The organism is Fervidibacillus halotolerans, assembly GCF_026547205.1.
Classification (GTDB): domain Bacteria; phylum Bacillota; class Bacilli; order Bacillales; family Caldibacillaceae; genus Fervidibacillus; species Fervidibacillus halotolerans.
The window spans coordinates 1,142,395-1,167,722 of sequence record NZ_CP106877.1 but is presented as its reverse complement, the minus strand read 5'-3'; the positions used below and the strand labels follow the sequence as shown (position 1 = coordinate 1,167,722).

General features: G+C 38.1%; 22 protein-coding genes. 19 read left to right on the top strand and 3 right to left on the bottom strand.

Going from position 1 to position 25,328, the window contains the following annotated elements:
* Positions 1–54: 54 nt before the first annotated feature.
* The 19 genes from asd (at position 55) to OE105_RS05375 (ending at position 21,994) form a co-directional block, all read left to right on the top strand.
* Entirely contained in the window at positions 55–1,101 is a 1,047-nt protein-coding gene (gene asd / locus OE105_RS05465) for an aspartate-semialdehyde dehydrogenase (RefSeq protein WP_275421732.1), read from the top strand.
* Positions 1,102–1,135: 34 nt separating this feature from the next.
* Positions 1,136–2,410 carry an aspartate kinase gene (gene dapG / locus OE105_RS05460; protein ID WP_275422103.1) on the top strand — a complete coding sequence of 425 codons (1,275 nt, stop codon included), beginning with the start codon at positions 1,136–1,138 and terminating at the stop codon, positions 2,408–2,410.
* A gap of 5 nt (positions 2,411–2,415) precedes the next feature.
* Complete coding sequence (dapA, locus tag OE105_RS05455) at positions 2,416–3,297, top strand: 4-hydroxy-tetrahydrodipicolinate synthase (RefSeq protein ID WP_275421730.1); 882 nt, start codon at positions 2,416–2,418, stop codon at positions 3,295–3,297.
* A gap of 354 nt (positions 3,298–3,651) precedes the next feature.
* On the top strand, positions 3,652–5,328 hold the full coding sequence (locus OE105_RS05450; RefSeq protein ID WP_275421729.1) for a ribonuclease J: 1,677 nt from the start codon (positions 3,652–3,654) through the stop codon (positions 5,326–5,328).
* Positions 5,329–5,543: 215 nt separating this feature from the next.
* Positions 5,544–6,284 (top strand): ClpP family protease, encoded by a 741-nt coding sequence (locus OE105_RS05445; protein ID WP_275421728.1) that lies wholly within the window; start codon positions 5,544–5,546, stop codon positions 6,282–6,284.
* Entirely contained in the window at positions 6,281–6,508 is a 228-nt protein-coding gene (locus tag OE105_RS05440; RefSeq protein WP_275421727.1) for a YlzJ-like family protein, read from the top strand. Before OE105_RS05445 ends, OE105_RS05440 begins: the two co-directional genes overlap by 4 nt.
* 159 nt (positions 6,509–6,667) lie before the next feature.
* Positions 6,668–8,971, top strand: coding sequence for an FtsK/SpoIIIE family DNA translocase (locus tag OE105_RS05435; RefSeq protein WP_275421726.1), 2,304 nt, complete (start codon positions 6,668–6,670; stop codon positions 8,969–8,971).
* Positions 8,972–9,368: 397 nt separating this feature from the next.
* On the top strand, positions 9,369–10,472 hold the full coding sequence (locus tag OE105_RS05430) for a BMP family lipoprotein (protein WP_275421725.1): 1,104 nt from the start codon (positions 9,369–9,371) through the stop codon (positions 10,470–10,472).
* A gap of 178 nt (positions 10,473–10,650) precedes the next feature.
* On the top strand, positions 10,651–12,210 hold the full coding sequence (locus OE105_RS05425) for an ABC transporter ATP-binding protein (RefSeq protein ID WP_275421724.1): 1,560 nt from the start codon (positions 10,651–10,653) through the stop codon (positions 12,208–12,210).
* 2 nt (positions 12,211–12,212) lie between these two features.
* Entirely contained in the window at positions 12,213–13,259 is a 1,047-nt protein-coding gene (locus OE105_RS05420; RefSeq protein ID WP_275421723.1) for an ABC transporter permease, read from the top strand.
* 1 nt (position 13,260) lies between these two features.
* Positions 13,261–14,223 (top strand): ABC transporter permease, encoded by a 963-nt coding sequence (locus OE105_RS05415; RefSeq protein ID WP_275421721.1) that lies wholly within the window; start codon positions 13,261–13,263, stop codon positions 14,221–14,223.
* Positions 14,224–14,403: 180 nt separating this feature from the next.
* Positions 14,404–15,666: an EF-P 5-aminopentanol modification-associated protein YfmF gene (yfmF, locus tag OE105_RS05410; RefSeq protein ID WP_275421719.1), complete on the top strand. Its 1,263-nt coding sequence runs from the start codon at positions 14,404–14,406 to the stop codon at positions 15,664–15,666.
* 2 nt (positions 15,667–15,668) lie between these two features.
* Complete coding sequence (gene yfmH / locus OE105_RS05405; protein WP_275421718.1) at positions 15,669–16,955, top strand: EF-P 5-aminopentanol modification-associated protein YfmH; 1,287 nt, start codon at positions 15,669–15,671, stop codon at positions 16,953–16,955.
* A gap of 28 nt (positions 16,956–16,983) precedes the next feature.
* Complete coding sequence (gene ymfI / locus OE105_RS05400; protein ID WP_275421717.1) at positions 16,984–17,712, top strand: elongation factor P 5-aminopentanone reductase; 729 nt, start codon at positions 16,984–16,986, stop codon at positions 17,710–17,712.
* Between the two features lie 84 nt (positions 17,713–17,796).
* A complete protein-coding gene (locus OE105_RS05395) occupies positions 17,797–18,054 on the top strand; it encodes a DUF3243 domain-containing protein (RefSeq protein ID WP_275421716.1) in 258 nt (85 codons plus the stop codon).
* Between the two features lie 240 nt (positions 18,055–18,294).
* Positions 18,295–19,080 (top strand): DUF3388 domain-containing protein, encoded by a 786-nt coding sequence (locus OE105_RS05390; RefSeq protein ID WP_275421714.1) that lies wholly within the window; start codon positions 18,295–18,297, stop codon positions 19,078–19,080.
* Positions 19,081–19,091: 11 nt separating this feature from the next.
* Positions 19,092–20,021: a helix-turn-helix domain-containing protein gene (locus tag OE105_RS05385; protein WP_420842574.1), complete on the top strand. Its 930-nt coding sequence runs from the start codon at positions 19,092–19,094 to the stop codon at positions 20,019–20,021.
* Positions 20,022–20,134: 113 nt separating this feature from the next.
* On the top strand, positions 20,135–20,713 hold the full coding sequence (gene pgsA / locus OE105_RS05380) for a CDP-diacylglycerol--glycerol-3-phosphate 3-phosphatidyltransferase (RefSeq protein WP_275421712.1): 579 nt from the start codon (positions 20,135–20,137) through the stop codon (positions 20,711–20,713).
* A 39-nt stretch (positions 20,714–20,752) separates the two neighbouring features.
* A complete protein-coding gene (locus tag OE105_RS05375) occupies positions 20,753–21,994 on the top strand; it encodes a competence/damage-inducible protein A (RefSeq protein ID WP_275422102.1) in 1,242 nt (413 codons plus the stop codon).
* 874 nt (positions 21,995–22,868) lie between these two features.
* Here the strand turns inward: OE105_RS05375 and OE105_RS05370 are convergent.
* Genes OE105_RS05370 through OE105_RS05360 form a run of 3 tightly spaced genes read right to left on the bottom strand, consistent with a single transcriptional unit; the run spans position 22,869 to position 25,007 of the window.
* Positions 22,869–23,594: a P-II family nitrogen regulator gene (locus OE105_RS05370; RefSeq protein WP_275421711.1), complete on the bottom strand. Its 726-nt coding sequence runs from the start codon at positions 23,592–23,594 to the stop codon at positions 22,869–22,871.
* A complete protein-coding gene (locus tag OE105_RS05365) occupies positions 23,551–24,318 on the bottom strand; it encodes a DUF1538 domain-containing protein (RefSeq protein ID WP_275421710.1) in 768 nt (255 codons plus the stop codon). Before OE105_RS05365 ends, OE105_RS05370 begins: the two co-directional genes overlap by 44 nt.
* Positions 24,315–25,007, bottom strand: a complete 693-nt coding sequence (locus OE105_RS05360) for a DUF1538 domain-containing protein (protein WP_275421709.1) — start codon at positions 25,005–25,007, stop codon at positions 24,315–24,317. The genes OE105_RS05365 and OE105_RS05360 overlap by 4 nt, the downstream gene beginning before the upstream one ends.
* Positions 25,008–25,328: the final 321 nt, after the last annotated feature.

The following is a 25,328-nucleotide window of genomic DNA, read 5'->3' as shown; positions in this document are numbered from 1 at the left end:
ACTCGGAAGATTCATGTGGATCGAGGATGTTTTTATTTGGAAGGAGAATGGAATATGTCGTCAAATAACGGTTATCATGTCGCTATCGTCGGTGCAACGGGGGCTGTCGGTGAACATTTGATTCGTACTTTGGAAGAAAGGGATTTTCCAATTCGCCGATTAACATTCATGGCTTCAAAACGATCTAGTGGGAAAAAAATGCAGTTTAAAGGTGAAGAAATCCCGATCGTTGAGGCGAAGGGTGAACTTTTCAAAAATGTGGATATCGCTTTTTTTTCTGCAGGAGGAAGTGTTTCAAAAGCCCTTGCACCAGAAGCGGTGAAACATGGTACAGTCGTCATTGACAATACGAGTGCCTTCCGTATGGAACCGAACGTACCGTTAGTCGTTCCTGAGGTAAATGAAGAAGACTTGAAAAACCATAACGGAATTATAGCCAATCCAAATTGCTCTACGATTCAAATGGTCGTTAGTTTAGAACCGATTCGGAAAAAATACGGATTAAAACGGGTGCTAGTTTCTACGTACCAAGCGGTAAGCGGTGCTGGAAATCGTGCGGTGGATGAATTGTACATGCAGTCGAAGGAGATTATGGAAGGGAAAAAACCGGAAGCGAACATTTTACCGGTAAAAAACGATCCAAAACATTATCCGATTGCATTCAATGCCATTCCTCAAATCGATGTATTTCAAGATAATGGATTTACCTTTGAAGAGATGAAAATGATCAATGAAACTCGAAAAATTATGCATATGCCCGACTTGAAAGTGGGAGCCACTTGTGTACGGATTCCTGTCGTCCGTGGCCATTCTGAGTCCGTTTATTTTGAAGTAGAAAAACCAAATGTTACCCCAAATCAAATTAGGTCCGTATTAGCTGAAGCTCCAGGGGTAATCTTGCAGGACCGTCCATCTGAACAAATATACCCGCTACCTTTGGATTCGGTTAACCGCCGGGAAGTTTTCGTCGGTCGGATTCGGAAGGATTTGGATGACGAATACGGTTTCCATATGTGGGTTGTTTCCGACAATTTACTGAAGGGAGCAGCATGGAATTCCATTCAAATTGCAGAGAGTTTGCAAAAGTTGAATTTAATTTAATTTATTTTAATGGAATGGGTGGAAGTGGTATATGATGAAAATAATCGTTCAAAAATTCGGCGGCACGTCCGTTCGAACGGAAAGCAATCGAAGGGCTGTCCTTACCCATATAAAGGACGCAATTGCACAAAACTATAAGCCCGTTATCGTCGTTTCTGCAATGGGAAGACTTGGTGATCCTTATGCTACCGATACGTTACTATCTTTAATCGGGGGAGAAAAGGCGCTGATCTCAAAACAAGAACAAGATTTATTGATGTCTTGTGGGGAAACGATCTCGGCGGTTGTTTTTGCGGAAATGTTACTGGAAGAAGGAATTCATGCGAAAGCGTTAACAGGTGCCCAAGCCGGATTTTTGACAAATAGCGATTTTACGAATGCGAAAATAATGGAAGTAAAAACGGACCGATTATTAGAAGAATTGGAACAGCACGATGCCCTCGTCGTGGCTGGATTCCAAGGTGTAAATGAAAAGGGAGATATTACGACGATTGGAAGGGGAGGTAGTGATACATCTGCAGCCGCTTTAGGTGCCGCTTTAAAAGCGGAATGGATCGACATTTTTACCGATGTGGAAGGTGTGATGACCGCAGATCCGAAATTAACGGATCGGGCAAGGGCTCTTTCTGTTGTGACGTATAATGAAGTTTGTAATCTCGCCTATCAAGGAGCGAAAGTCATTCACCCTCGAGCGGTGGAGATTGCGATGCAGGCAGAAATTCCCCTTCGCATTCGTTCTCCATTTTCTAAATCTCCAGGAACGTTGGTTACGAAATTATTCCGAAAAGGACGGGGAACGGATATTCGGGAACGTCTTGTAACGGGTATTGCTCACGTTCCGAATTTAACCCAGATTAAAGTATATGCGAAAAAAGATCAATACAATATACAAGTGGAAGTTTTTAAAGCGATGGCCGGTGAACAAATATCCGTCGATTTTATTAACATTTCTCCAAACGGAGTCGTCTATACGGTTAATGATCATGTTGCCGAAAAAGCGAAGGCAGTTTTAGAAAAAATGGGTTATCAACCCGTTTTAGAACCCCATTGTGCAAAAGTATCCATCGTTGGGGCAGGGATTACTGGCGTCCCAGGTGTGGCAGCGAAAATCGTCACCGCCCTTTCTGAAAGGGGAATCGATATTTTGCAATCTGCAGATAGTTATACGACCATTTGGGTACTCGTCAAACAGAAGCACTTAAAAGAAGCAGTTAACGCCTTGCACGATGCTTTCGAGTTACATATGGAACTCGAGGGAATCGATCCGATTGATGAAATTAGTACGTTTGTTCAAAATATGAAGGAGTGAGGGAAATGGATTTTGGTCGCATCGTCACTGCGATGGTAACGCCCTTTGATAATAAGGGAAACATCGATTTTGGAAAAACGACGAAATTAATCGAGTATTTGATTGAAAACGGAAGTGACGCCCTTGTCGTAGCAGGAACGACAGGTGAATCACCTACTTTGACCGTGGAGGAAAAGCTGGCCCTTTTCAAACATGTAGTAAATGTTGTAAAAAATCGTGTTCCCGTAATCGCCGGGACGGGCGGAAATAATACGAAAGCATCCATCGAATTGACAAAAAGGGCAGAAGAAATCGGTGTTGATGCGGTGATGATCGTCGCTCCGTATTACAATAAACCGAATCAAGAGGGATTGTATCAACACTTCCGTTCAATTGCGGAAAGTACAAAACTACCAATCATGATTTATAACATTCCGGGACGGACCGGGATTAATATCCAATCTGAAACGATCATTCGATTGAGCGAGATACCGAATATTGTCGCAGTAAAGGAAGCAAGTGGTAATTTAAATCAAATGACGGAGATTATCGCTAAAACTCCAAAAGATTTCCGTCTTTATAGTGGTGACGATAGTTTAACTTTACCTGTTCTTTCCATCGGTGGTTTTGGAGTTGTTTCTGTCGCATCCCATGTCATCGGATTGGAAATGAAACGGATGATTGAATCCTTTTTACAAGGAGATATCCAATCTGCTAGTCGACTGAATCAAAAACTTTTCCCTCTAATGAAAGGGTTGTTTGCTGCACCGAATCCTGTTCCAGTAAAAACTGCCCTTCAATTAAAGGGGATTAACGTTGGTTCTGTACGTTTGCCGCTCGTCCCCCTTACAGGAACTGAGCGATCCACCCTACTCCAATTATTAAACGAATTGGCTGAAAACGAATAATCCAAACCCATTGTGCACCTCTTTTAGGGGTGTTTTTTTATGTCTCTTTCTCATTTAATGATTCAACTTTCCTTTTACTTTTGAACAAAATGGGACGAGGGCTCGAATAAATATGTTAAAATAAAAAAAGATGTACAAACGTGTGCTATATGATTCATTAAATGTCCTATTTGCGAAAACTGTCAGAAAAGGATAATATATAGTTTAATAATAGACCAAACGGATATGTTTACATAATGAAAACGATATGATTTTGAAATGAGGGTTTGATGAAAAGTATTTCAGTAAAAAGATGATGATACGTTTATGGAAATGAACGTTTATTATATATTATAAAGTATCGAAAATGGGAGGATGTTTAGTTTGACGAGAAAAAAAGTAAAAACGAAAAAAATCATTCCATTAGGAGGTGTGGGAGAACTTGGAAAAAATATGTATATCGTTGAAGTTGGAAATGATTTATTCGTCATCGATGCCGGTTTAAAATTTCCCGAGGATGAAATGTACGGAATCGATATCGTTATTCCTGATATTACGTATTTATTAGAAAATAAAGAGCGAATTCAAGGGGTCTTTTTATCCCATGGTCATGAAGATCATACGGGAGCACTCGCTTACCTAATGGATAAAATTCCAGTTCCTGTCTACGGAACTAAACTAACTGTCGCCCTTACAAAGGCGAAATTAACCGAGCAAGATTTTAAAGGGAAAGTAGATTTTCGAGTCATTCATGAGGATATCGTATTAAATTTTCCATCGGCGAAGATTACCTTTTTCCATGTTAATCATAGCATTCCTGACTCGGTTGGAATTTGTATTGAGACGGATGAAGGCTCGATCGTTTATACCGGCGATTTTAAATTTGATCAAAGTGCAGATGAACTATATCAAGCAAATATTAGTAAAATGGCAAAAATTGGAGACCGAGGTGTGCTCTGCCTTCTCTCCGACAGTACGGAAGCGGAAAAGCCAGGATATACACCATCGGAAGTGTTTGTTGAAAAGCAGTTGGAAAATGTATTTCAAAAGGCGGATGGTCGAATTATTTATGCCTGTTATGCCTCGTCGATTAACGCCATTCAGCGCATGTTCCATATTGCCGAAAGAATGAATCGTAAAGTAGTTATGATTGGAAAAACGTTACAGGACGTGTTCGATATTTCGTATCGATTAGGCTATTTACATGTGGATCGGGATCGAATCATCCAATATGACGAAATGGATCAGTACAAAGATGAAGAGCTCGTCGTACTCATGACTGGAACCCAAGGGGAACCACTCGATGCTTTGCAACAAATGGTACGGAAACAACATGGACAACTGCACATTCAAAAAGGAGATACGGTTTTGATTGCTGCTTCTCCCCATCGAGGCGGCGAATTATTTTTATTAAAGACGATCGATATGTTATATCGAGCAGGTGCGACGGTTTTTTTCAATCAGGATCAAATTCATGTAAGTGGGCACGGTCGGAAGGAAGAACTGAAACTGATGCTCAATTTAATGAAACCGAAATTTTTTATTCCGATTCATGGTGAATATAAAATGCTCGTTGCCCATGGAAAAATCGCTTCCCATATGGGTGTGGATCGAAAAAATATGATTATCCCAGAAAAGGGAGATATTATTGAAATCAAAGGGGATCAAATCAAGTTATCTGGTCGGGTACAAGCGGGGAATGTACTGATCGACGGAAGCGGTGTCGGTGATGTTGGCAATATCGTTTTGCGGGATCGAAGAATGCTCTCTCAAGACGGCATCTTTATTTCTGTTGTGACGATTAATCGGAACGAAAAAAGAATCGTTTCCGGTCCTGAAATTATTTCAAGGGGATTTGTGTATGTTCGGGAATCGGAAGAGTTGATGATGAAGGCGACGAAAATTGTCCGTGACATCGTTGAAAAGAATATTAAAAATCAAACCTTTGAATGGGCGAATGTGAAACAAGAAATTCGGGATCAATTAAACGGCTTTTTATTTAACCAAACAAAACGAAGACCGATGATTATCCCAATCATCATGGAAGTATAAGATTCAGGAAAAAGCTCCTTTTGGGGCTTTTTTTGATGGGCTAGCTGACCTCAATTTTATTTCAAAAGGAATTCGTACGTACAAGTTTTATTAATTCGAATGATCGACATGTTTTTAGCCATGAATTTTTTATATGAATTTACTTATTGCCGAGAATGAAAAAACGAAGGAAGAACATACTATTTGTAACTAAGAAAAAGGAGATTATGAAATCGATGGATACGAAAACAAACGAAGAACAACAGCCAAATAAGGAAGAGTCGAGTCCACCTGCACAAACGCTCGTGGAAAAAATCCAACAGTTGGGACAAACGAATGTACCGCAATTTTCCCGTGATTCAAACATCCACTGTTTAACAATTATCGGTCAAATTGAAGGTCATATCCAATTGCCCCCACAAAATAAAACGACAAAATATGAGCATGTGATTCCACAACTCGTAGCGATCGAACAAAATCCGAACATTGAAGGATTGCTCGTCGTATTAAATACGGTCGGTGGAGATGTGGAGGCGGGATTAGCGATTGCGGAAATGTTAGCCTCCTTGTCCAAACCATCCGTTTCCATCGTCCTCGGTGGGGGTCACTCAATCGGCGTGCCTATTGCCGTTGGGACGGACTATTCCTTTATCGCAGAAACAGCGACGATGACGATTCATCCGATTCGATTAACAGGACTTGTCATCGGTGTTCCCCAAACCTTTGAATATTTAGATAAAATGCAAGATCGGGTCATTCAATTTGTAACGAAACATTCCAACATATCTACAGAAACCTTTAAAAACTTAATGTTTGCTAAAGGAAATTTAACGAGGGATATCGGAACAAATGTCGTCGGTGCCGATGCGGTAAAAATGGGAATTATTGACGAAGTGGGAGGGATTGGAGAGGCGATGAAAAAACTAAATGAACTCATTGAAATCAAACGAAAAGGAGGAAAGGAACTCATTCAATGATTTTACATACGACTTTGCCACGTGAACTAATTTTTCAAGAGTTGGATCAATCACATGAGGAAAAACAAATGTACCTCTATCATGGAATTCCCATTATTGCCCAGCCCACGGAAGATAATCAATTACGTATTTCACAAGTTCTAAGTACGAATCCGAATCATTTTTTACATCCACATTGTATCCCAGGTAGAACCGTTTCCCTGTTTCCAAGTAATCTTTTGTGAAAAACAAATCGTTAAAACTAGAAAGAAAACCAAATGTTTAGGAAAAATTATGGTATAATGAAACATACGGAAGGCAGCCAAGAACTATGGGCTGCTTTTATTTCGTTTTTCAAAATGAGGCTGGAGAAATTGATATAATTGATATAAAGGTGATAGATTATGGCAAAACGAAAAAAAAGAAAAACGAAAAAACGACAAAATATTAAACGGAATGTACAATTTGAGATCGGCGGACTCGTTTTATTTGCCCTATCCCTTATTTCCTTTTGGGATTCGGGAGCCATCGGTCGCGGTTTAATTTATTTATATCGATTTTTAATCGGGGAATGGTTTTTTGCAATCCCAATCTTTTTAATCGCTTTGAGTATTACCCTTATTTGGAAACGGTCATGGCCGAATTTTTTTACTCAAAGATTGATCGGCATGTATATGATTTTCACATCCATTCTCCTTCTTAGCCATGTTACATTATTTGAGCTTTTAGCGAGAGAAGGTCCCTTTGAAAAACCGAGCGTTATTATTAATACGTGGGAATTATTTTGGATGGACGTACATACACCCAATGAAGGGGTGGACTTAGGTGGAGGAATGATCGGAGCCCTTTTATTCGCTATCTTTCATTTACTATTTGCTGTAAAAGGTGCCAAATTATTCGGTTATGTTATTTTAATTGTTGGAATTATGTTGTTGACAGGTAAATCCTTCACCGATTTGATAAGCCAAATCTTTCATTCGATTACAAGCTTTTTCAAAAATACGACGGATCAGTTAAAAAAAGATGTAAAAAAATGGCGGAACAAGGGGAAGAAAAATAAGACGAAGAAAAAATCGAATGAAAAAGGAGAGGAAGGAAAGGTCGTTTTCCCAACTGGAGATTTGAATGAAAACGAGTCGAGTGAACCGATTATTTCAAATTTTGCGGAAAAGGTGTATAAAGAAGAAAAGCCGGAATTAAAATCGACCGAGTTTGAGGAAGAAGAGGAAGAGGATCGACAATCGGTAACCGTTCATTTTCCTGAGGAGATTGAAAATGCGGATTATCAGTTACCGCCATTATCCTTATTAAATCCTCCGAAACAAGCAGATCAAAGTAGTGAATACGATTTGATTCACGCCAATGCAGCAAAATTGGAACGCACCTTTCAAAGTTTCGGTGTAAAAGCACGGGTGACTCAAGTTCATATTGGACCAGCCGTGACGAAATACGAAGTGCATCCGGATGTTGGTGTAAAGGTTAGTAAAATTGTCAATTTAACCGATGATATTGCTTTAGCTTTAGCTGCTAAGGATATTCGGATCGAAGCTCCTATCCCTGGTAAATCAGCAATTGGAATTGAAGTGCCGAATTCGGAAATTGCTGTCGTTTCTTTGCGGGAAGTATTGGAAGAAGCGGTTGATAAAGAGGATTCCAAACTTTTAATCGGTTTAGGTAGGGATATTACCGGTGAAGCTGTTTTCGCTGAATTAAATCGAATGCCCCATCTACTCGTTGCAGGTGCTACCGGATCAGGAAAAAGTGTATGTATTAACGGGATCATTACAAGTATTCTAATGCGGGCAAAGCCCCATGAAGTTAAAATGATGATGATCGATCCAAAGATGGTAGAATTGAACGTGTATAATGGGGTACCCCATTTGTTGGCACCAGTAGTAACGAATCCGAAAAAGGCGTCCCAAGCTTTGAAGAAAATCGTTAATGAAATGGAACGACGATATGAACGATTTTCCGAAACCGGTACAAGAAATATTGAAGGATATAATGATTTTATTCGAAGAAAAAATGAAGAAAATAATGAAAATCAACCCCTTTTACCCTACATTGTCGTAATCGTCGATGAATTGGCCGATTTAATGATGGTTGCCTCAAGCGATGTGGAAGAGGCGATTACACGGCTTGCGCAAATGGCAAGGGCGGCGGGTATTCATTTAATTATCGCAACCCAACGTCCCTCTGTCGATGTCATTACCGGTGTAATTAAGGCGAATATCCCGTCGAGAATTGCCTTCGCAGTTTCTTCCCAAACGGATTCTCGAACGATACTCGATACAGGGGGAGCGGAAAAACTACTAGGTAGAGGTGATATGCTCTTCTTACCGGTAGGTGCTTCCAAACCGATTCGTATTCAAGGTGCATTCCTTTCCGATGAAGAAGTGGAACATGTCGTCGACTTTGTTATTTCTCAACAAAAGGCCCAATATGAAGAAGAAATGATCCCAGATGGCGAAGCAGATGATGAATTTGATGTGGAAGATGATTTATATCCGCAAGCCGTCCGATTAATTTCGGAAATGCAAACCGCATCCGTTTCACTTCTACAAAGACGGTTTCGAATTGGTTATACAAGGGCGGCCAGATTAATAGATGAAATGGAAAAAAGAGGGGTTGTTGGCCCATATGAGGGTAGTAAACCACGAACGGTCTTAATTCCAAAACCGGATGATGAAGAAATCCGATCATCTTAAAAAGTTGAAAAATGTAAAAATATGTTTAATCAAATAATTTCAAAAGATTGAATCGAACCGGTAGAAAGGATGAAATATTCGATCGATAAGGAAAAATCGAATGGGATTTCGACGACCTTTACGAAAAAATGTTTGTTTATGGTTTAATCAAATCCTTTGATATAAAAACATTTAAACCGTTTCCAAAAATTTTCACCGGTTTTTCAATAAAATCTGTTTAATATTATTCCTTGTTTTCCAATTTCATGGTATATTATGTTTAGTCAGTAGAAATGATAGAAAAAAATTGGCCAAAAAAACTCATGATTCGACAAAGGATCATACATAATATAATATAAGAATGGTCAATGTTTCTTCTTTTCATTTCTGCTAACAAAATTTTAAGGGGGTATTTCTCTTGAAAAAAAGAACATGGTTTTTAATGACCCTTCTTCTCTCACTCGGCTTAGTATTAGCAGCATGTGGTGGAGGAGATGACGAAGGTTCAAAAAGTGGTGACAACGGTGACGGTGATAGTGAAGACAAATTTTCCGTTGCAATGGTTACCGATGTTGGCGGTGTAGATGATAAGTCCTTTAACCAATCTGCTTGGGAAGGAATACAAGAATTCGGTAAAGATAACGGATTGGAAAAAGGAGATGGCGGATACGATTATCTACAATCGAAAAGTGACGCCGACTATACAACAAACATTAACAAATTAATTCGAAGAGGTTTTGATCTAATCTTTGGAATTGGATATTTGTTTGAAAAACCAATGGGTGAAATTGCTGATCAACGTCCAGATTCACAATTTGCTATCGTTGACGGTGTTGTTGACAAACCGAACGTTGCAAGCATTTTGTTTAAAGACCATGAAGGTGCCTTCTTAGCAGGCGTTGTAGCAGGCTTATTTACTGAAACGAATAAAATCGGTTTTGTCGGTGGAATGGAAATCCCGGTTATCGAACGTTTCGAAAGCGGATTCCGTGCGGGCGTTCAATCAGTAAATCCAGATGCAGAAGTGCAAATTAACTACACAGGTGCCTTCGATAAAGCTGAATTAGGAAAAGCTGCCGCCAACCAAATGTATTCTTCAGGAGTAGACATTATTTTCCATGCTGCTGGTGCAACCGGAAATGGTGTGTTTAATGAAGCAAAAGAAATTAAGCAAAAAGATCCAGATGCAAATGTTTGGGTAATCGGTGTTGACCGTGACCAATATGATGAAGGAGCCGTAACGGTCGATGGTAAGGAATACAACGTTACGTTAACATCTTCATTGAAACTCGTTAGCGTAGGTGTAAAAGACGTTTCTGAAAGAACGATGAATGGTAACTTCCCTGGTGGAGAAACGATTGAATACGGTCTAAAAGAAGGTGGCGTTGGAATCGCTGATTCAAGAGGTGTTCTTTCAGAAGATATTCTTGCCGCTGTAGATGAATGGACAGATAAGATCGTTAACGGTGAAGTGGTTGTGCCTCAAACTTATGATGAGTTGGAAGCATTTAGTGCAGAATAAATAATGGCTACTTACATACAGTGGGGAACGCGTTTTCTCCCCACTGTATTTATGAGGAAATTTGTTGATTTTCGAACATGATGAAATGTTGAAAAAACGATACATAAAAAAAATTCAACATTACTTTTTTTATCTTTTTATGTATTGCTTTTTCAATGTTCTAAAGGGAGGTCTATTCATGGACTACGTAATTGAAATGCTAAACATACGAAAAATGTTTGGCACTTTTGTTGCGAACGATAATATTACTTTACAAGTAAAAAAAGGGGAAATCCATGCCCTTCTTGGTGAAAATGGAGCTGGGAAATCTACTTTAATGAATGTTCTTTTCGGATTATACCAACCAGACGGTGGTGAAATTCGTGTAAAAGGGAAATCGGTGAAAATAACGGATCCGAATGTTGCAAATGACCTAGGTATCGGAATGGTCCATCAACATTTTATGCTCGTTGACAAATTTACCGTTACAGAAAACATTATTCTCGGTAGCGAACCGACGAAAAACGGTACAATTAATGTGAAAGAGGCTGCCGAAGAAATTAAGAAAATTTCAGAAAACTACGGATTACAAGTCGATCCATATGCAAAAATTTCGGATATTTCCGTTGGTATGCAACAACGTGTGGAAATTCTTAAGACGCTCTATAGGGGTGCAGACATTCTTATTTTCGATGAACCAACAGCTTCATTAACTCCACAAGAAATCACTGAATTAATCCAAATTATGAAAAGGTTAATTCAGGAAGGTAAATCGATTATTTTAATTACTCATAAATTAAAAGAAATAATGGAAGTTGCTGATCGAGTGACCGTTATTCGTCGTGGAAAAGGGATTAAGACGTTAAATGTAGAAGACACGAATCCAGAAGAATTAGCTAGTTTAATGGTTGGGCGTAATGTTGTTTTTTCAGTTGATAAAACAGAAGCTAAACCGACGGATGAAGCGTTAATAATCGAGAATTTAGTCGTGAAAGATAATCGAGGAATCGAAAGAGTAAAACGGTTAAATTTGGAAGTGAAACGGGGAGAAATTCTCGGTATCGCAGGAATCGATGGCAATGGTCAAACGGAATTAATTGAAGCTATTACAGGGTTACGAAAAGTTGAAAGCGGTAAAATTACCTTAAATGGGATCGATATTACGAATCGACCCCCTCGATATATTACTGAAAAAGGAGTTGGGCACATCCCACAAGATCGTCATAAACACGGACTTATATTGAATTATTCAATCGGTTTAAATATGGTTTTACAAACCTATTATAAAGAACCGTATTCGAAAGTTGGGATTCTCAACTATAAAAATATATATGCAAAAGCACGTGATATCATTGATAAATACGATGTTCGAACTCAAAGCGAATTCGAACTTGCGCGAGCCCTTTCAGGTGGAAACCAACAAAAGGGAATTATTGGTAGAGAAATTGAACGAGATCCGGATTTACTTATTGCGGCACAGCCGACACGGGGGCTTGACGTAGGAGCGATTGAGTTTATTCATAAACGACTTATTGAACAACGGGATAATGGAAAAGCGGTTTTACTTATTTCATTGGAACTGGATGAAGTGATGGATGTCAGTGATCGTATTGCAGTTATTTTCGATGGACAAATCATTGACATCTTGGATCCGAAAAAGACCGATGAAAATGAATTAGGACTGTTAATGGCTGGACAACAGTTGGAAAAAAATGAGGAAACGCCATTAATAGATCAGACAGGGGAAGCAGGTGAATAAATATGTCTAACAGGATGACCAATATTGTTGTTCCTGTTTTAGCGGTAATTCTCGGTTTAATCGTCGGAGCGATCATCATGGCCATCAGTGGCTATAATCCTGTTGTTGGTTATCAAGCCCTTTGGGAAGGAATTCTCGGGGATTCATATAACATTGGAGAATCTGTCCGAACGATCACTCCATATTTATTAGCAGGATTGGCAGTTGCTTTTGCTTTCCGTACTGGACTTTTTAACATTGGAGTAGAAGGACAACTCATCGTCGGTTGGTTTGCAGCCGTTTGGATTGGTGTTGTGTTTGATTTACCGATGATTGTTCATCTACCTTTAGCATTACTTGCAGCAGCGATTGCTGGAGCAATTTGGGCTTTTGTTCCTGGTGTTTTAAAAGCGTATCTTGGGGTAAACGAAGTTGTCGTTACGATTATGATGAATTATGTTGCCCTGCACGTAACAAACGCTCTAATTAAGAACATGTCCGATGGAAGTGATTCAACGGAACGAATTCACGAATCTGCATCATTAAAATCTTCGTTTTTCGAACAAATCACGGATATTTCCAGAATGCATAATGGAATTTTTATCGCGCTTCTTGCCGTGTTTGTCATTTGGTTCATTTTACAAAAAACGACATTAGGCTATGAATTAAAAGCGGTCGGATTTAACCGCCATGCGAGCGAATATGCTGGAATGAACGTCAAGAAAAATATCGTTGTGTCAATGGTTATTTCTGGTGCACTTGCTGGTCTTGCTGGAGCGATGGAAGGTTTAGGAACGTTCGGTTACGTTGCTGTAAAAAGTGGCTTTACAGGCATTGGATTTGATGGAATCGCTGTTTCGGTACTAGGTGCAAACTCACCACTAGGAGTCGTATTCGGTGCTACTTTATTCGGTTCACTGAAATACGGTGCCGGAAATATGCCGAGTGCAGCAGGAATTCCGGAAGAACTCGTTTCAGTTATTATCGCGATTATTATCTTCTTTGTAGCCAGTGGATATATATTCAAATTGCTTCTTGAAAAGTTTTCCAAAAAAAAGGAGGTGAAGTAAGATGAGTTTTCTAGAAATCATTGCGTTTATTGTTCCTAACGCTTTGTTTTATGCAGCTCCTCTTATCTTCACTGGTTTAGGTACTGTGTTTACAGAACGTTCTGGAGTAACAAATATCGGTGCGGAAGGTCTTATGCAAATCGGTGCTTTTACCGCAATCGTATTTAACTTAGCGATGGCAGATGTTTTATCTTCCATGACACTTTGGGTCGCCATATTAGTTGCGATGGTCGTCTCGATGATATTTTCTCTATTATTGGCTGTCGCATCTGTTACGTTCCGTGCTGACCAAATCGTAACAGGAGTTGCCATCAACTTTTTAGCCCTTGGATTAACTTTATTCCTCGTTAAAAAATTATTTGATGGTCACGGTCAAACGCCGATGATTCAAGAACGGATATTGCGTTTTGATATTCCGTATTTAAGTGAAATTCCAATTATTGGACCGATCTTTTTTGAAAATGTTTATCTGACATCTTATTTAGCTATTTTAGCTGCCATCATCGGTTGGATCGTTTTATATAAAACCCCATTTGGATTACGACTCCGTTCGGTTGGTGAACACCCGATGGCAGCAGATACGATGGGGATTAAAGTAAATCGTATGCGCTATATCGGAGTAATGATCAGTGGTGCTTTAGCTGGTATTGGTGGAGCGATTTATGCCCAATCCATTTCCTTAGATTACAGTCACGCTACAATTAGTGGACAAGGGTTTATGGCCATTGCCGCAATGATTTTCGGAAAATGGAATCCGTTAGGTATGATGGGTGCAGCCATATTTTTCGGATTTGCCCAAAGTTTAAGTACAGTCGGTTCAAGTTTACCGATTATCGAAGACATTCCGTCTGTCTATTTGTTCATATTACCGTATGTTTTAACCATTTTGGCCATTGCTGGATTTATTGGCAAGTCCGAAGCTCCGAAGGCGTTGAATATTCCTTACGTAAAAGGAAATCGATAAGTGATATAAATATAAAAGAACTTCAAGACACCCGACCATTTGGTTGGGTGTTTTTCTATCCATTCTTTTCATTTTTTGCTAAAATTTGATATGCTTTTTTCATAACATGTATAGTAAATTCAGGAAATAATAACATCGTAACCAAAAGTAGGATCAGGTTATCATTAAAGGAGGAATAAAATGGAGAATATTGTAAATCGGAATGGGATTACCTTTCATTTCATCCGAACGGAAAAATATAAAACGAATACGATTGTTTTTAAAATGCTGGCACCTTTAATAAGAGAAGAAGCTACATCCCGGGCATTACTTGCCTATTGTTTGCAAAGTGGGACGAATACTTATCCTACTACGCGGGAATTGAGATCCTACTTGGAACAATTATACGGGGCAACATTCAATGTTAATCTTCAAAAGAAAGGTGAAAACCATATCCTTTCCTTTTCATTAGAAGTAGCAAACGAAAAATTTTTATTTGAAAAGGAACCTTTATTGGAAAAAGCTTTACATTTTCTTCGGGAAATTCTTTTAAATCCAAAAACGAATGGTGAAGCATTTGACGAAGGAATTGTACAAAAGGAAAAACGCACTTTAAAACAACGAATCGAAGCAATCTATGACGATAAAATTCGATATGCAAATATGCGTTTAATTGAGGAAATGTGTAAAAATGAACCGTATGCAATTAATGTGTATGGAGTTTTAGAAGATGTGGATCGGATATCTCCGAACGAATTATACGAATATTATCAAAAGGCACTATCTGAAGATCAATTGGATTTGTATATCATAGGTGATTTCAACGAAGAGGAAATCTTGGAACAATGTGAACGTTTCTTTTCCTTTTCAGCTCGTACTGAACGAAAAAGAATGGAACGAAAAGTGAAAAAGGAAAAGAACGATCCAATGATTATCGAGCGGCAAGATATCCAACAAGGGAAACTAAATATCGGTTATCGGACGAATATATCATACGGTGACTACGATTATTTCGCTTTGCAAGTGTTTAATGGACTATTTGGTGGCTTTCCCCATTCAAAATTATTTTTAAATGTTCGGGAGAAGGCAAGTCTCGCCTATTATGCGGTGAGTCGTTTGGAAAGTCATAAAGGGCTACTAATGGTGATGACTGGAATTGAACCGAAAAATTATGAACAGGCGTTATCGATTATAAAAGAGCAAATGGAAGCGATGAAAAGTGGAAATTTTTCTGAGGAAGAACTTGTTCAAACGAAGGCGGTCATTAAAAATCAAATGTTAGAAACGTTAGATACCCCTCAAGGGACGATTGAAGTTCTTTATCATAATGTGATCAGTAAGAAAAATATAGACAAAGAAAAATGGTTTGAGGGAATAGAGAAGGTGACGAAAGAAGAAGTATTGGATGTTGCGAAAAAAATTCAATTTGATACCATTTATTTTTTAACGGGAATGGAGGAATAAAAATGAAAAAAATACCTTTTCCCCAATTGAATGAACAACTGTATTTTGAAAAGTTGAAAAACGGTTTAGACGTATACATTTTACCGAAAAAGGGATTTCATAAAACGTTCGCCACATTTACAACGAAATACGGCTCCATCGATGATCATTTTGTTCCCATTGGTAACCAAACGGAAAAAATCGTTCCGGATGGAATCGCCCATTTTCTCGAGCACAAATTGTTTGAAAAGGAAGATGGGGATGTTTTTCACACATTTAGTAAACAGGGAGCTTCTGCCAACGCCTTCACTTCCTTTACGAGGACGGCATATTTGTTTTCCGCTACGTCCAATGTAAAAGAAAATCTTAGAACATTACTCGATTTTGTTCAAGAACCTTATTTTACAGATCAAACGGTTGAGAAGGAAAAAGGGATTATCGGTCAAGAGATTCAAATGTATGAAGATCATCCGGATTGGCGTCTTTATTTCGGAACGATTGAAAATATGTATCATCATCATCCGGTAAAAACGAATATTGCAGGAACGATTGAATCGATTTCTCATATTACAAAAGAATTATTGTATGAATGTTACCATACCTTTTACCACCCAAGCAATATGCTTTTATTTATCGTAGGACCTGTTGACCCAAGGGAAATCTTAGATTTTGTTCAAGAAAATCAAAGAAAAAAATCATTTTCTAAAGACATGGAGATTCAACGGATTCGAAAGGAAGAACCAGATCATGTGCTGAAGAAGAACCGTTTTATATCGATGAATGTAAGAATTCCGAAATGTATGGTGGGAATAAAAGGGAATTTCATCCGCCAAAGGGGACGAGAAATGATGAAAACAGAATTGACCGTCCAATTGTTGTTAGATATGCTATTTTCCAAAAGTTCTGGTCAGTATGAAAAACTTTATAATGAAGGTTTAATTGACGATACTTTTTCTGCTGATTATACCCAGGAGGAAAATTTCGGTTTTGCACTCGTTGGTGGTGATACGAAAGATCCGGACCGACTAGCTGAATTTATCCAAAAAACTTTTCATTTCGTTAAAAAGGGTGAAATATTAACGGAGGAGCAATTAAACCGGGTGAAGAAAAAGAAAATCGGAACCTTTTTACGTTTATTGAATTCGCCGGAGTATATAGCGAATCAATTTACCCGATATGCATTTAATGGTATGAATTTGTTCGAAGCCGTACCCGTTTTAGAAACGATTACCTTTGAGGACCTGATGAACGTTAGTGAACAATTCATCGATGAAAACCGAATGACTAGTTTTCAAATTGTTCCAAAATAAACATCGTGGAAGAAGGAGCGAAAAAATTTTGAAACGATTCATTTTAATTACGGGGGCCAGTGGAGAAATCGGAGGAATGATTGCACAACAATTGGCAAAACAGGGATATTCCTTATACCTCCATTATAATAAAAATGAACAGGGGATGACGGATCTATTAGTGAAATTTAAAAAGTTGGAGTCGAATCAAGAATTTATACCTATTCAAGCTGATCTAACGACGACAGATGGGATAGGAAAACTATGTAGTGAAATCTTTCAGTTACATGGCCTTGTTCATAATAGTGGTATTGCCATTTCTAAAATGTTAATTGACATGAAGGAAGAGGAAATCAATCGCCTCATCTCTCTTCACTTAACAGCTCCGATCCAAATTACAAAAATTTTATTGCCGAAAATGATCCGAAATCGAAATGGAAATATCGTGTTTATTTCTTCCATATGGGGACAGACAGGGGCATCCTGTGAAACAGTGTATTCTGCAGTAAAAGGGGGACAAATTTCCTTTGCAAAGGCGTTGAGTAAAGAACTGGCAAGTAGCGGTATTCGAGTCAATGTGGTCGCTCCCGGGGCAATTGATACAAAAATGCTTTCGAATTTAACTGAAGACGATAAGAAGGAATTAATCGATGAAATTCCGATTGGAAAGATCGGAACTCCAAAGGATGTAGCACAAGCTGTTACCTTTTTGTTATCTGAACAAGCCTCCTATATAACTGGTCACGTTCTAAATGTCAATGGTGGGTGGTATGTATAAAAGTATAGTGGCTTCGTGTAAATGAATATTTTTTGTTCAATAATCCAAACTATCACTGAATATGTGTAAAAAGGAGGAATATTCGTGAGCGTTTTGGATAATTGGGAGCAGTGGAAAGATTTCTTAGGAGATCGTTTAAACCAAGCTCAAGAACAAGGTTTAAGTCAAAATGTAATCAATGATTTAGCCTACCAAATTGGGGACTATTTAGCAAAACAAGTCGAGCCGAAAAATGAACAAGAACGGGTACTGGCGGATCTTTGGTCAGTCGCAAACGAACAGGAGCAACATGCGATTGCGAATTTAATGGTAAAATTAGTACAAAATAATGAAACAAATTAAAGAGGGATTAATCTCCCTCTTTTTCCATTTATACGTATGGAATGATATGGTAAAATAGACTTAGGCTTTTTATTTCATTATTTTCATATTCATCGAATGATGATAGGAAAAAAATAAGAGAAATTCGGAATAAAATCATGAAAATCACTGATAAATCTTTCTAAACGTGAAAAAATCATATATTATAGAATCAAGATGACTTTACATAAGGACTCTTCGATATAAGGTGGGGTTTGTATAGTGGAAAAAAGGGAGTGGTATTTAGAGTACGAAATTTTAATTAATCGTCCTGGCTTACTAGGAGATATCTCTTCTTTATTAGGGATGCTTTCGATCAATATTGTGACGATTAACGGAGTGGATCAAGGAAGAAGGGGTTTGTTAATTTTGGCGAAAAACCCATATGCCATCGAACGATTGGAACCTATTTTGCAAACGATGGAAACGATCAAAGTTTTAAAACTTCGCAAGCCAAAATTGAGGGACCGAATAGCCGTGCGTCACGGACGATATATACAAAAGGGTGCAGATGATAAAAAAACCTTTCGTTTTACGAGGGATGAAATTGGGATTCTCGTTGATTTTATGAGCAAATTGTTTAATAAAAAGGGGCACCGACTAATAGGGATCCGTGGAATGCCTCGCGTAGGAAAAACGGAATCGATCGTCGCTGCGAGTGTTTCTGCTAATAAACGTTGGCTATTTATTTCTTCCACATTATTAAAGCAAACGATACGTAGTCGTCTGATGGAAGAAGAATATAATGAAAATACGATTTATATTATCGATGGTGCAGTTTCCATTAAAAGGGGTAATGAACAACATTGGTCGCTCATAAGGGAATTGATGAGGATTCCTGCTATAAAGGTCGTCGAACACCCGGATTTATTTATTCGATATTCTGAATATACGATGGATGATTTTGATTACATAATCGAATTAAGAAACGATCCGGAAGAGGAGATCCGTTACGATTCCTTAAATTATTTCATGCCCGGAAACAATTTAGGCGGTATCGATTTATAAATAAATGGAAGGTGTTTTCATTGACAGAATTAGGGAAAAGGTTACGAGAAGCACGTGAAGAAAAAGGATTAACATTAGATGATCTGCAAAATATAACGAAAATTCAAAAGCGTTATTTAGCAGGAATTGAAGAAGGAAAATACGATATCATTCCAGGAAAATTTTATGTACGAGCCTTTATTAAACAATATGCGGAGGCTGTAGGTTTAGAGCCTGAGCGTCTTTTTGAAGAATTCAAGACTGAGATACCTTCCGTTTATGAGGATGATTTGCCTGAACAGCTTTCCCGCACCCATTCAAGAAGGGAAATTTCTACAAATTCTAAGTTATTTGAGATTTTCCCGAAAATATTGCTAACCATTTTTATCATTGGTTTAGCTATTTTAGTATGGTATTTCGCTCAAAAAATCTTAACGAATACGTTGAGTGATCAATCTACAGATCCTACCACTGACGATTTAGTAGAAATCGGTGAATCGGGTACACCACCTGAGAATAAAGAAACAGAAGTTGACAACAGTGATGAAAGTGAAAATTCCGATCCGTCTGTAGGAAACGACCAAACGGAAACGGATGAAGGAGAAGGAGAAGAGAAAAGTCAAGAATTGACAGCCGTTGAATCGGATGGAGAAAATACCCTTTATGAATTAAAAAATGCTGAACGCTTTGAATTGAAAATTAAAGCGACAAAAAATGGAGCTACTTGGATCAAAATCTTCGATGAAAATAACAATGTACTCCAAGATGGTGTTACGTTAAACGATAACAACCCAGAAATTATTCGCGATTTTTCAGAAGAGGACACAGTGAACATTCGGATTGGAAGAGCCTATGAAACGGAAATATATATAAATGATGAAAAGTTAACCTTTATGAATGATCCGAATGAAAATGTAACGCAAAATATTATTATTCGCTATGTAGTAAAAGAAGGAGAATAGTCAAAGGAGAAGACTATTTTCCTTCTTTTTCGGAAACAGATTGAAAGGCATGAACCAATCCCTTCCTTTAAAAAATAGTTGAAAGTCTTAATTCTATACATGGAGGTTTACTGATGAATTTACCAAATAAAATAACGATTTCCCGTGTTTTTTTAATTCCTGTTTTTGTTATAATCATGGTGATTGATTGGTCTTGGGGGGTATTGACATTTGGAGATACCGAACTCCCCGTTTCACAACTGATCGGTACAATTTTATTTATCATTGCCTCAACAACGGATTGGATAGATGGGTATTACGCGAGAAAATATAATCTAGTTACAAATTTAGGGAAGTTTTTGGACCCGTTAGCAGATAAGTTGCTCGTATCATCTGCCTTAATCATTTTAGTTGAAATGCAACTGGCTCCGTCATGGATTGTGATTATTATCATCAGTCGGGAATTTGCTGTAACAGGACTTCGACTCGTACTAGCTGGAGGAGGTGAAGTTGTTGCAGCCAATATGCTTGGAAAAATAAAAACGTGGACACAAATTATCGCCGTAACGGCCCTTTTATTAAATAATATACCTTTTTCATATTTAGGCATACCTTTTGCTGATCTCGCCCTGTATATTGCAACATTCTTCACGATCTGGTCCGGTTGGGATTATTTCGCGAAAAATAAGCATGTTTTTGCCAATTCGAAATAAAGTAAAGGAGAGAACATCTCCAAAGGTGGTTGGATGAAAATGAATGCGGAAATTATCGCCGTAGGTTCGGAATTACTTTTAGGACAAATTGCAAATACGAATGCAAAATTTTTGTCGAAAGAGTTAGCGACTATCGGTGTCAATGTTTATTTCCATACCGTGGTGGGGGATAATCGAAATCGATTAAAAAATGCTGTCGAAATCGCTAAAAAGCGATCCCAATTTATTTTATTTACCGGTGGTCTCGGTCCGACGAAGGATGATTTAACAAAGGAAACTTTGGCAGAAATCGTACAAAGAGATTTAGTAATGGATGAAGAATCCTTCCAATCGATTAAAGCCTTTTTTAAAAAAATGAATAGAACAATGACCGAAAATAATAAAAAGCAAGCATATGTTTTAGCAGGAAGTGAAGTTTTGCCCAATGATACGGGAATGGCACCGGGGATGGTTTTTACACAAGATGATATTACGTATATGTTATTACCAGGGCCACCGTCAGAATTGGAGCCTATGTTTAAAAAATATGGGAAACGATCATTATTGAAACGTTTAGGAAAATGCGAAACAATCGAGTCGAAGGTATTACGATTTTTCGGTATCGGAGAATCCACATTAGAAAAGGAAATCGAGGATTTAATCGATCGCCAGTCCAACCCGACAATCGCTCCATTAGCATCGGATGGTGAAGTAACCTTGCGACTGACGGTGAAACATTCTGATAAAAGGAAACGCAAGGAGTTAATTGACCAATTGGAAGGGGAAATTTTATCTCGAGTCGGTCCTTATTTTTATGGTTACGATGAGACGACGATTATAGATGAAATGGCAAAGCTTCTCCAAGTGAAGAGTAAAAGGATCGCTGCGGCAGAAAGTTTGACTGGGGGATTATTTCAAGAGGAACTGACTTCCATTCCCGGTGCTAGTCATTGGTTCCAAGGTGGTATTGTTTCCTATACAAACGAAGTAAAGATCGGCTTTCTTGGCGTTCAGAAGGAAACGATTGATACCTTTGGAGCAGTAAGTAAACAATGTGCAATGGAAATGGCTGAAAATGTAAGAAAAAAGATGAAAGCACATATTGGAATCAGTTTTACCGGAGTAGCTGGACCGTCGCCGTTAGAAGGGAAAAATCCTGGAACGGTCTATATTGGAATTTCCATAGACGGAAAAACACCCGAAGCCTTTGAATACCATCTTTTTGGAAATCGGCAAACGATTCGTCGGAGAGCGGTTAAAGTTGGGGCTTGGGAAGTCTTGAAGCAACTAAAAGCCGAATGAATTCATTTACCTGTAAAAATGAAACGATTTATTGATTATAATTATATTATGTAAACTAAAACGACCTTCCTTTCCCTTTTGAAAAAGGGGATTTGGGAGATGACATATTGACAAGTAAAAAAACACCCGATGGAAAAATCCGCTATTTTTAACGGCTCTATAATTTTTGGTGTTGGTGACTAAATACCAGCACCTTTTTTTAATCAAAAAAAGTGACATTCCCCTGGAAAAATGTAATCACCAAACCACATTTATAGGAGTAATGTCACATGTCTCATCTATATTGTATACGCATTTTGTTAAATATCTTTTATGTTTAAGAACGAAGAACTTTAAGCTCTTAAAGAAGGTGTTGTCAAAGAAACAAAACACGTCTCCAAATATTTGAAAACCGCCATCAAACACAATGATGAAATACATACCTCATGTAGAAAATACGTTTACATGAAAATACAACAACGGGGTTTTGGAAGGAATCAATAAAGACGAAGACGATGAAACCCATTGCCTTTGGTTATAAGTGCTTTGATTATTTTATACATCGTATTCTTTTTACCAATCATTTCGTAACCATAAAAAAGGTGTCCATTAAGTCCAAAATAGAAAACATTTGCGGCGACTCCTGCGGGGAAAGCACGGGTCTCGAGACTCCGCAGGAGAGAAGTGACGAGGAGGTTTGAGCCGTACCACTGGATGCGCGTCCGCCAATGGAACGAATAACTTTAAACCAATTTTGGATGAATGGACAACCTGATCCAATTACATTTTACTGAAAAAAATTACGAAATTATTCTCCAACACGATTTGACAAAGACCCTTTTTAATGATTAGCGGACTTTCAATCGATTCATATGAGAAATGTCTTTTCAACTTTTTATTTCTCCGAATGTTCGTTGATTGTCGCCCTTAGCGGATGATTAATTCCGACAGCCCTTTCCACATTTAAAACAAAGGCGATTCCTTTCCCCGGTTTATGCAATTGGGTTTCTTTTTCAATCGCTTTTAAAACTTCTGTCGTTTTTTCTTTATTTATAAGCGTTAGCACGACTTCCTTTTCAGGCTCGATTAAAATATTGAATAGTTTTGCCTTTTCATGAATTCCCGTTCCTCGACCAGAAATAATCGTTCCACCTTCCGCTCCAGCCCTTTTTGACGATTCAATCACCTTTTCAGAGTCCCCTTTGTTAACAATCGTAATAATCAGATCGTATTCGATTGAGCGATTGTCCACCATTCTCTCTTTCCCCCTACTATCTTTAAAATGGTCCCTGTTACCATTTTCGGTCGGATGCATCCCGATTACATGATCGACATCAATGACAAAAGATATCCCTTGTTTCGGTCGATTTAAACATCCAGTATGAATAATACAATCGAGCACCCGTTCGTAAATTTTTTCATCTACAATCGTAAAGATAATTTCCCGTTCTCTTATAATTGGAATACCGAAAAAATAATCCTTATCACCTCGACGGAATCCTTCCCCATAAAGGGTTGTTCCACCTCTCGCTCCAGCCCTTTTTGTCGCTTCAATAATTTTTTTCGCCTTTTCTTTTTTAACGATCGTGACGATTAATTTCTGCCCCACAATCTTTTCCATATAGTTCCTTCTCCTTTCTTCCGTAAAGGGTACCTAGCGTCAATACCGATAAAATGGGAGCCAAAGCGACTAAAGCAACCATCCCAAATCCATCAAGGAGTGGATCTCTCCCATCCGTTACACTTGCGAGTCCGACAAATAAAGCTAATATAAAGGTAGCGGTCATAGGTCCAGTCGCTACTCCACCAGAATCGAACGCAATGGAAATGAAGGTTTTCGGAACATATTTAATCATTATAAATGCTATTATATACCCTGGAATAACAAAATACCATAGGGAGAGTCCGAATAGTATGCGAATTGCTGATAAACTAATGGCTAATCCAACACCGATCGATAGAGCATATAGTAAAAATTTTTGTGGTATATAACCTCCAGATACTTTTTCTACTTGGTGGATTAACACGCTGACGGCAGGTTCTGCATAAACGGTAAAAAATCCAATAATAAAACCGATGGGAATAATAATCCATTTATAGGGGAGAGAGCCAAGTTTTTCCCCGATCGTTTGACCAATTGGTAAAAATCCAAAATGAACCCCTTGTAAAAAGAAAGCCAAGCCGAAAAAAGATAAAATGAATCCGATTGTAATATCGATCACTTTCTTTTTCGGTAGTTTTAATAGAACCATCTGAAACAATAAAAATACAACGAAGAGGGGAAGTAACGCGGTAGCAACTTCGAAAAGAACTTTATCAAAATTTTCAAAAATCGACTGAATCATTGATAGATCACTCCTAGAAGCAAAACAGCTAAAATTGGACCAATGGAAGCTAAACCGACGAGGCCGAATCCATCACTGGAAGCAGATTTTCCTTTAACGACGTTAACAATTCCAATCCCAAGGGAGAGAATAAAAGGGACGGTTAATGGTCCTGTCGTTACACCTCCGGAATCAAAGGAAATGGGGACGAAGGAAGCTGGTGTAAAGGGTGCTAATAAAAATACGAATCCATATCCGATTGCTAGTAATAGGGCCATATTCCAATTGAAAACGATGCGAAGTAATGCTAAAACAGTAAAAATACCAACGCCTAAACCAACCGATAAAATTAAAATACTTTTTGGTATGTCACCCCCAGAAACGATATCGACTTGTGTAGCTAATACTCGAACATCAGGTTCTGCAACTGTTACTATGACCCCTAAAAGAAATCCGAAAAAGATGACGACGGAGATTTTTTTCGTCTTTGGTAATGCAGCACCAATGAATTCTCCTACTTTCTCTAATCCAATGTTCACACCGAGTAGAAATAAAATTAATCCGATGCTTACCATCATTACACCGATCAGAAACTGTAGGAACATTTCTAACGGGAGCCAAATAATTGTAAATTGTAAAATAAAAATTATCATCGTAATTGGCAAGACTGATTTCACCACTTCTAAAATTGTTTCCTTAATATTTTCCATTCAACCACACCTTTGCCTAATCATTTAGTTTGGAAACGTGAAATTTCCTGTAAAAGGGGGTTTTTCTTTACGAATATTCGGTGAGTAGGTAAAAGAGGTTAGTAGAATAATAGAATAGGGATTGAATTGATTAAAAATGGAAAAAACTTGCTTTCTTGCAACATTATATCATGTTTATTTCAATTAAGCTCAAAAAATGATTTGCAAATAAGGAGTTAATTCAATGGTTAAAATTATAAATCAAATTAAATTTGATAAGAGAGGGGATACGCATGTGAGAAAAAAGGTCTAAAGAATGAACGTCTATTCCATCTTTAGACC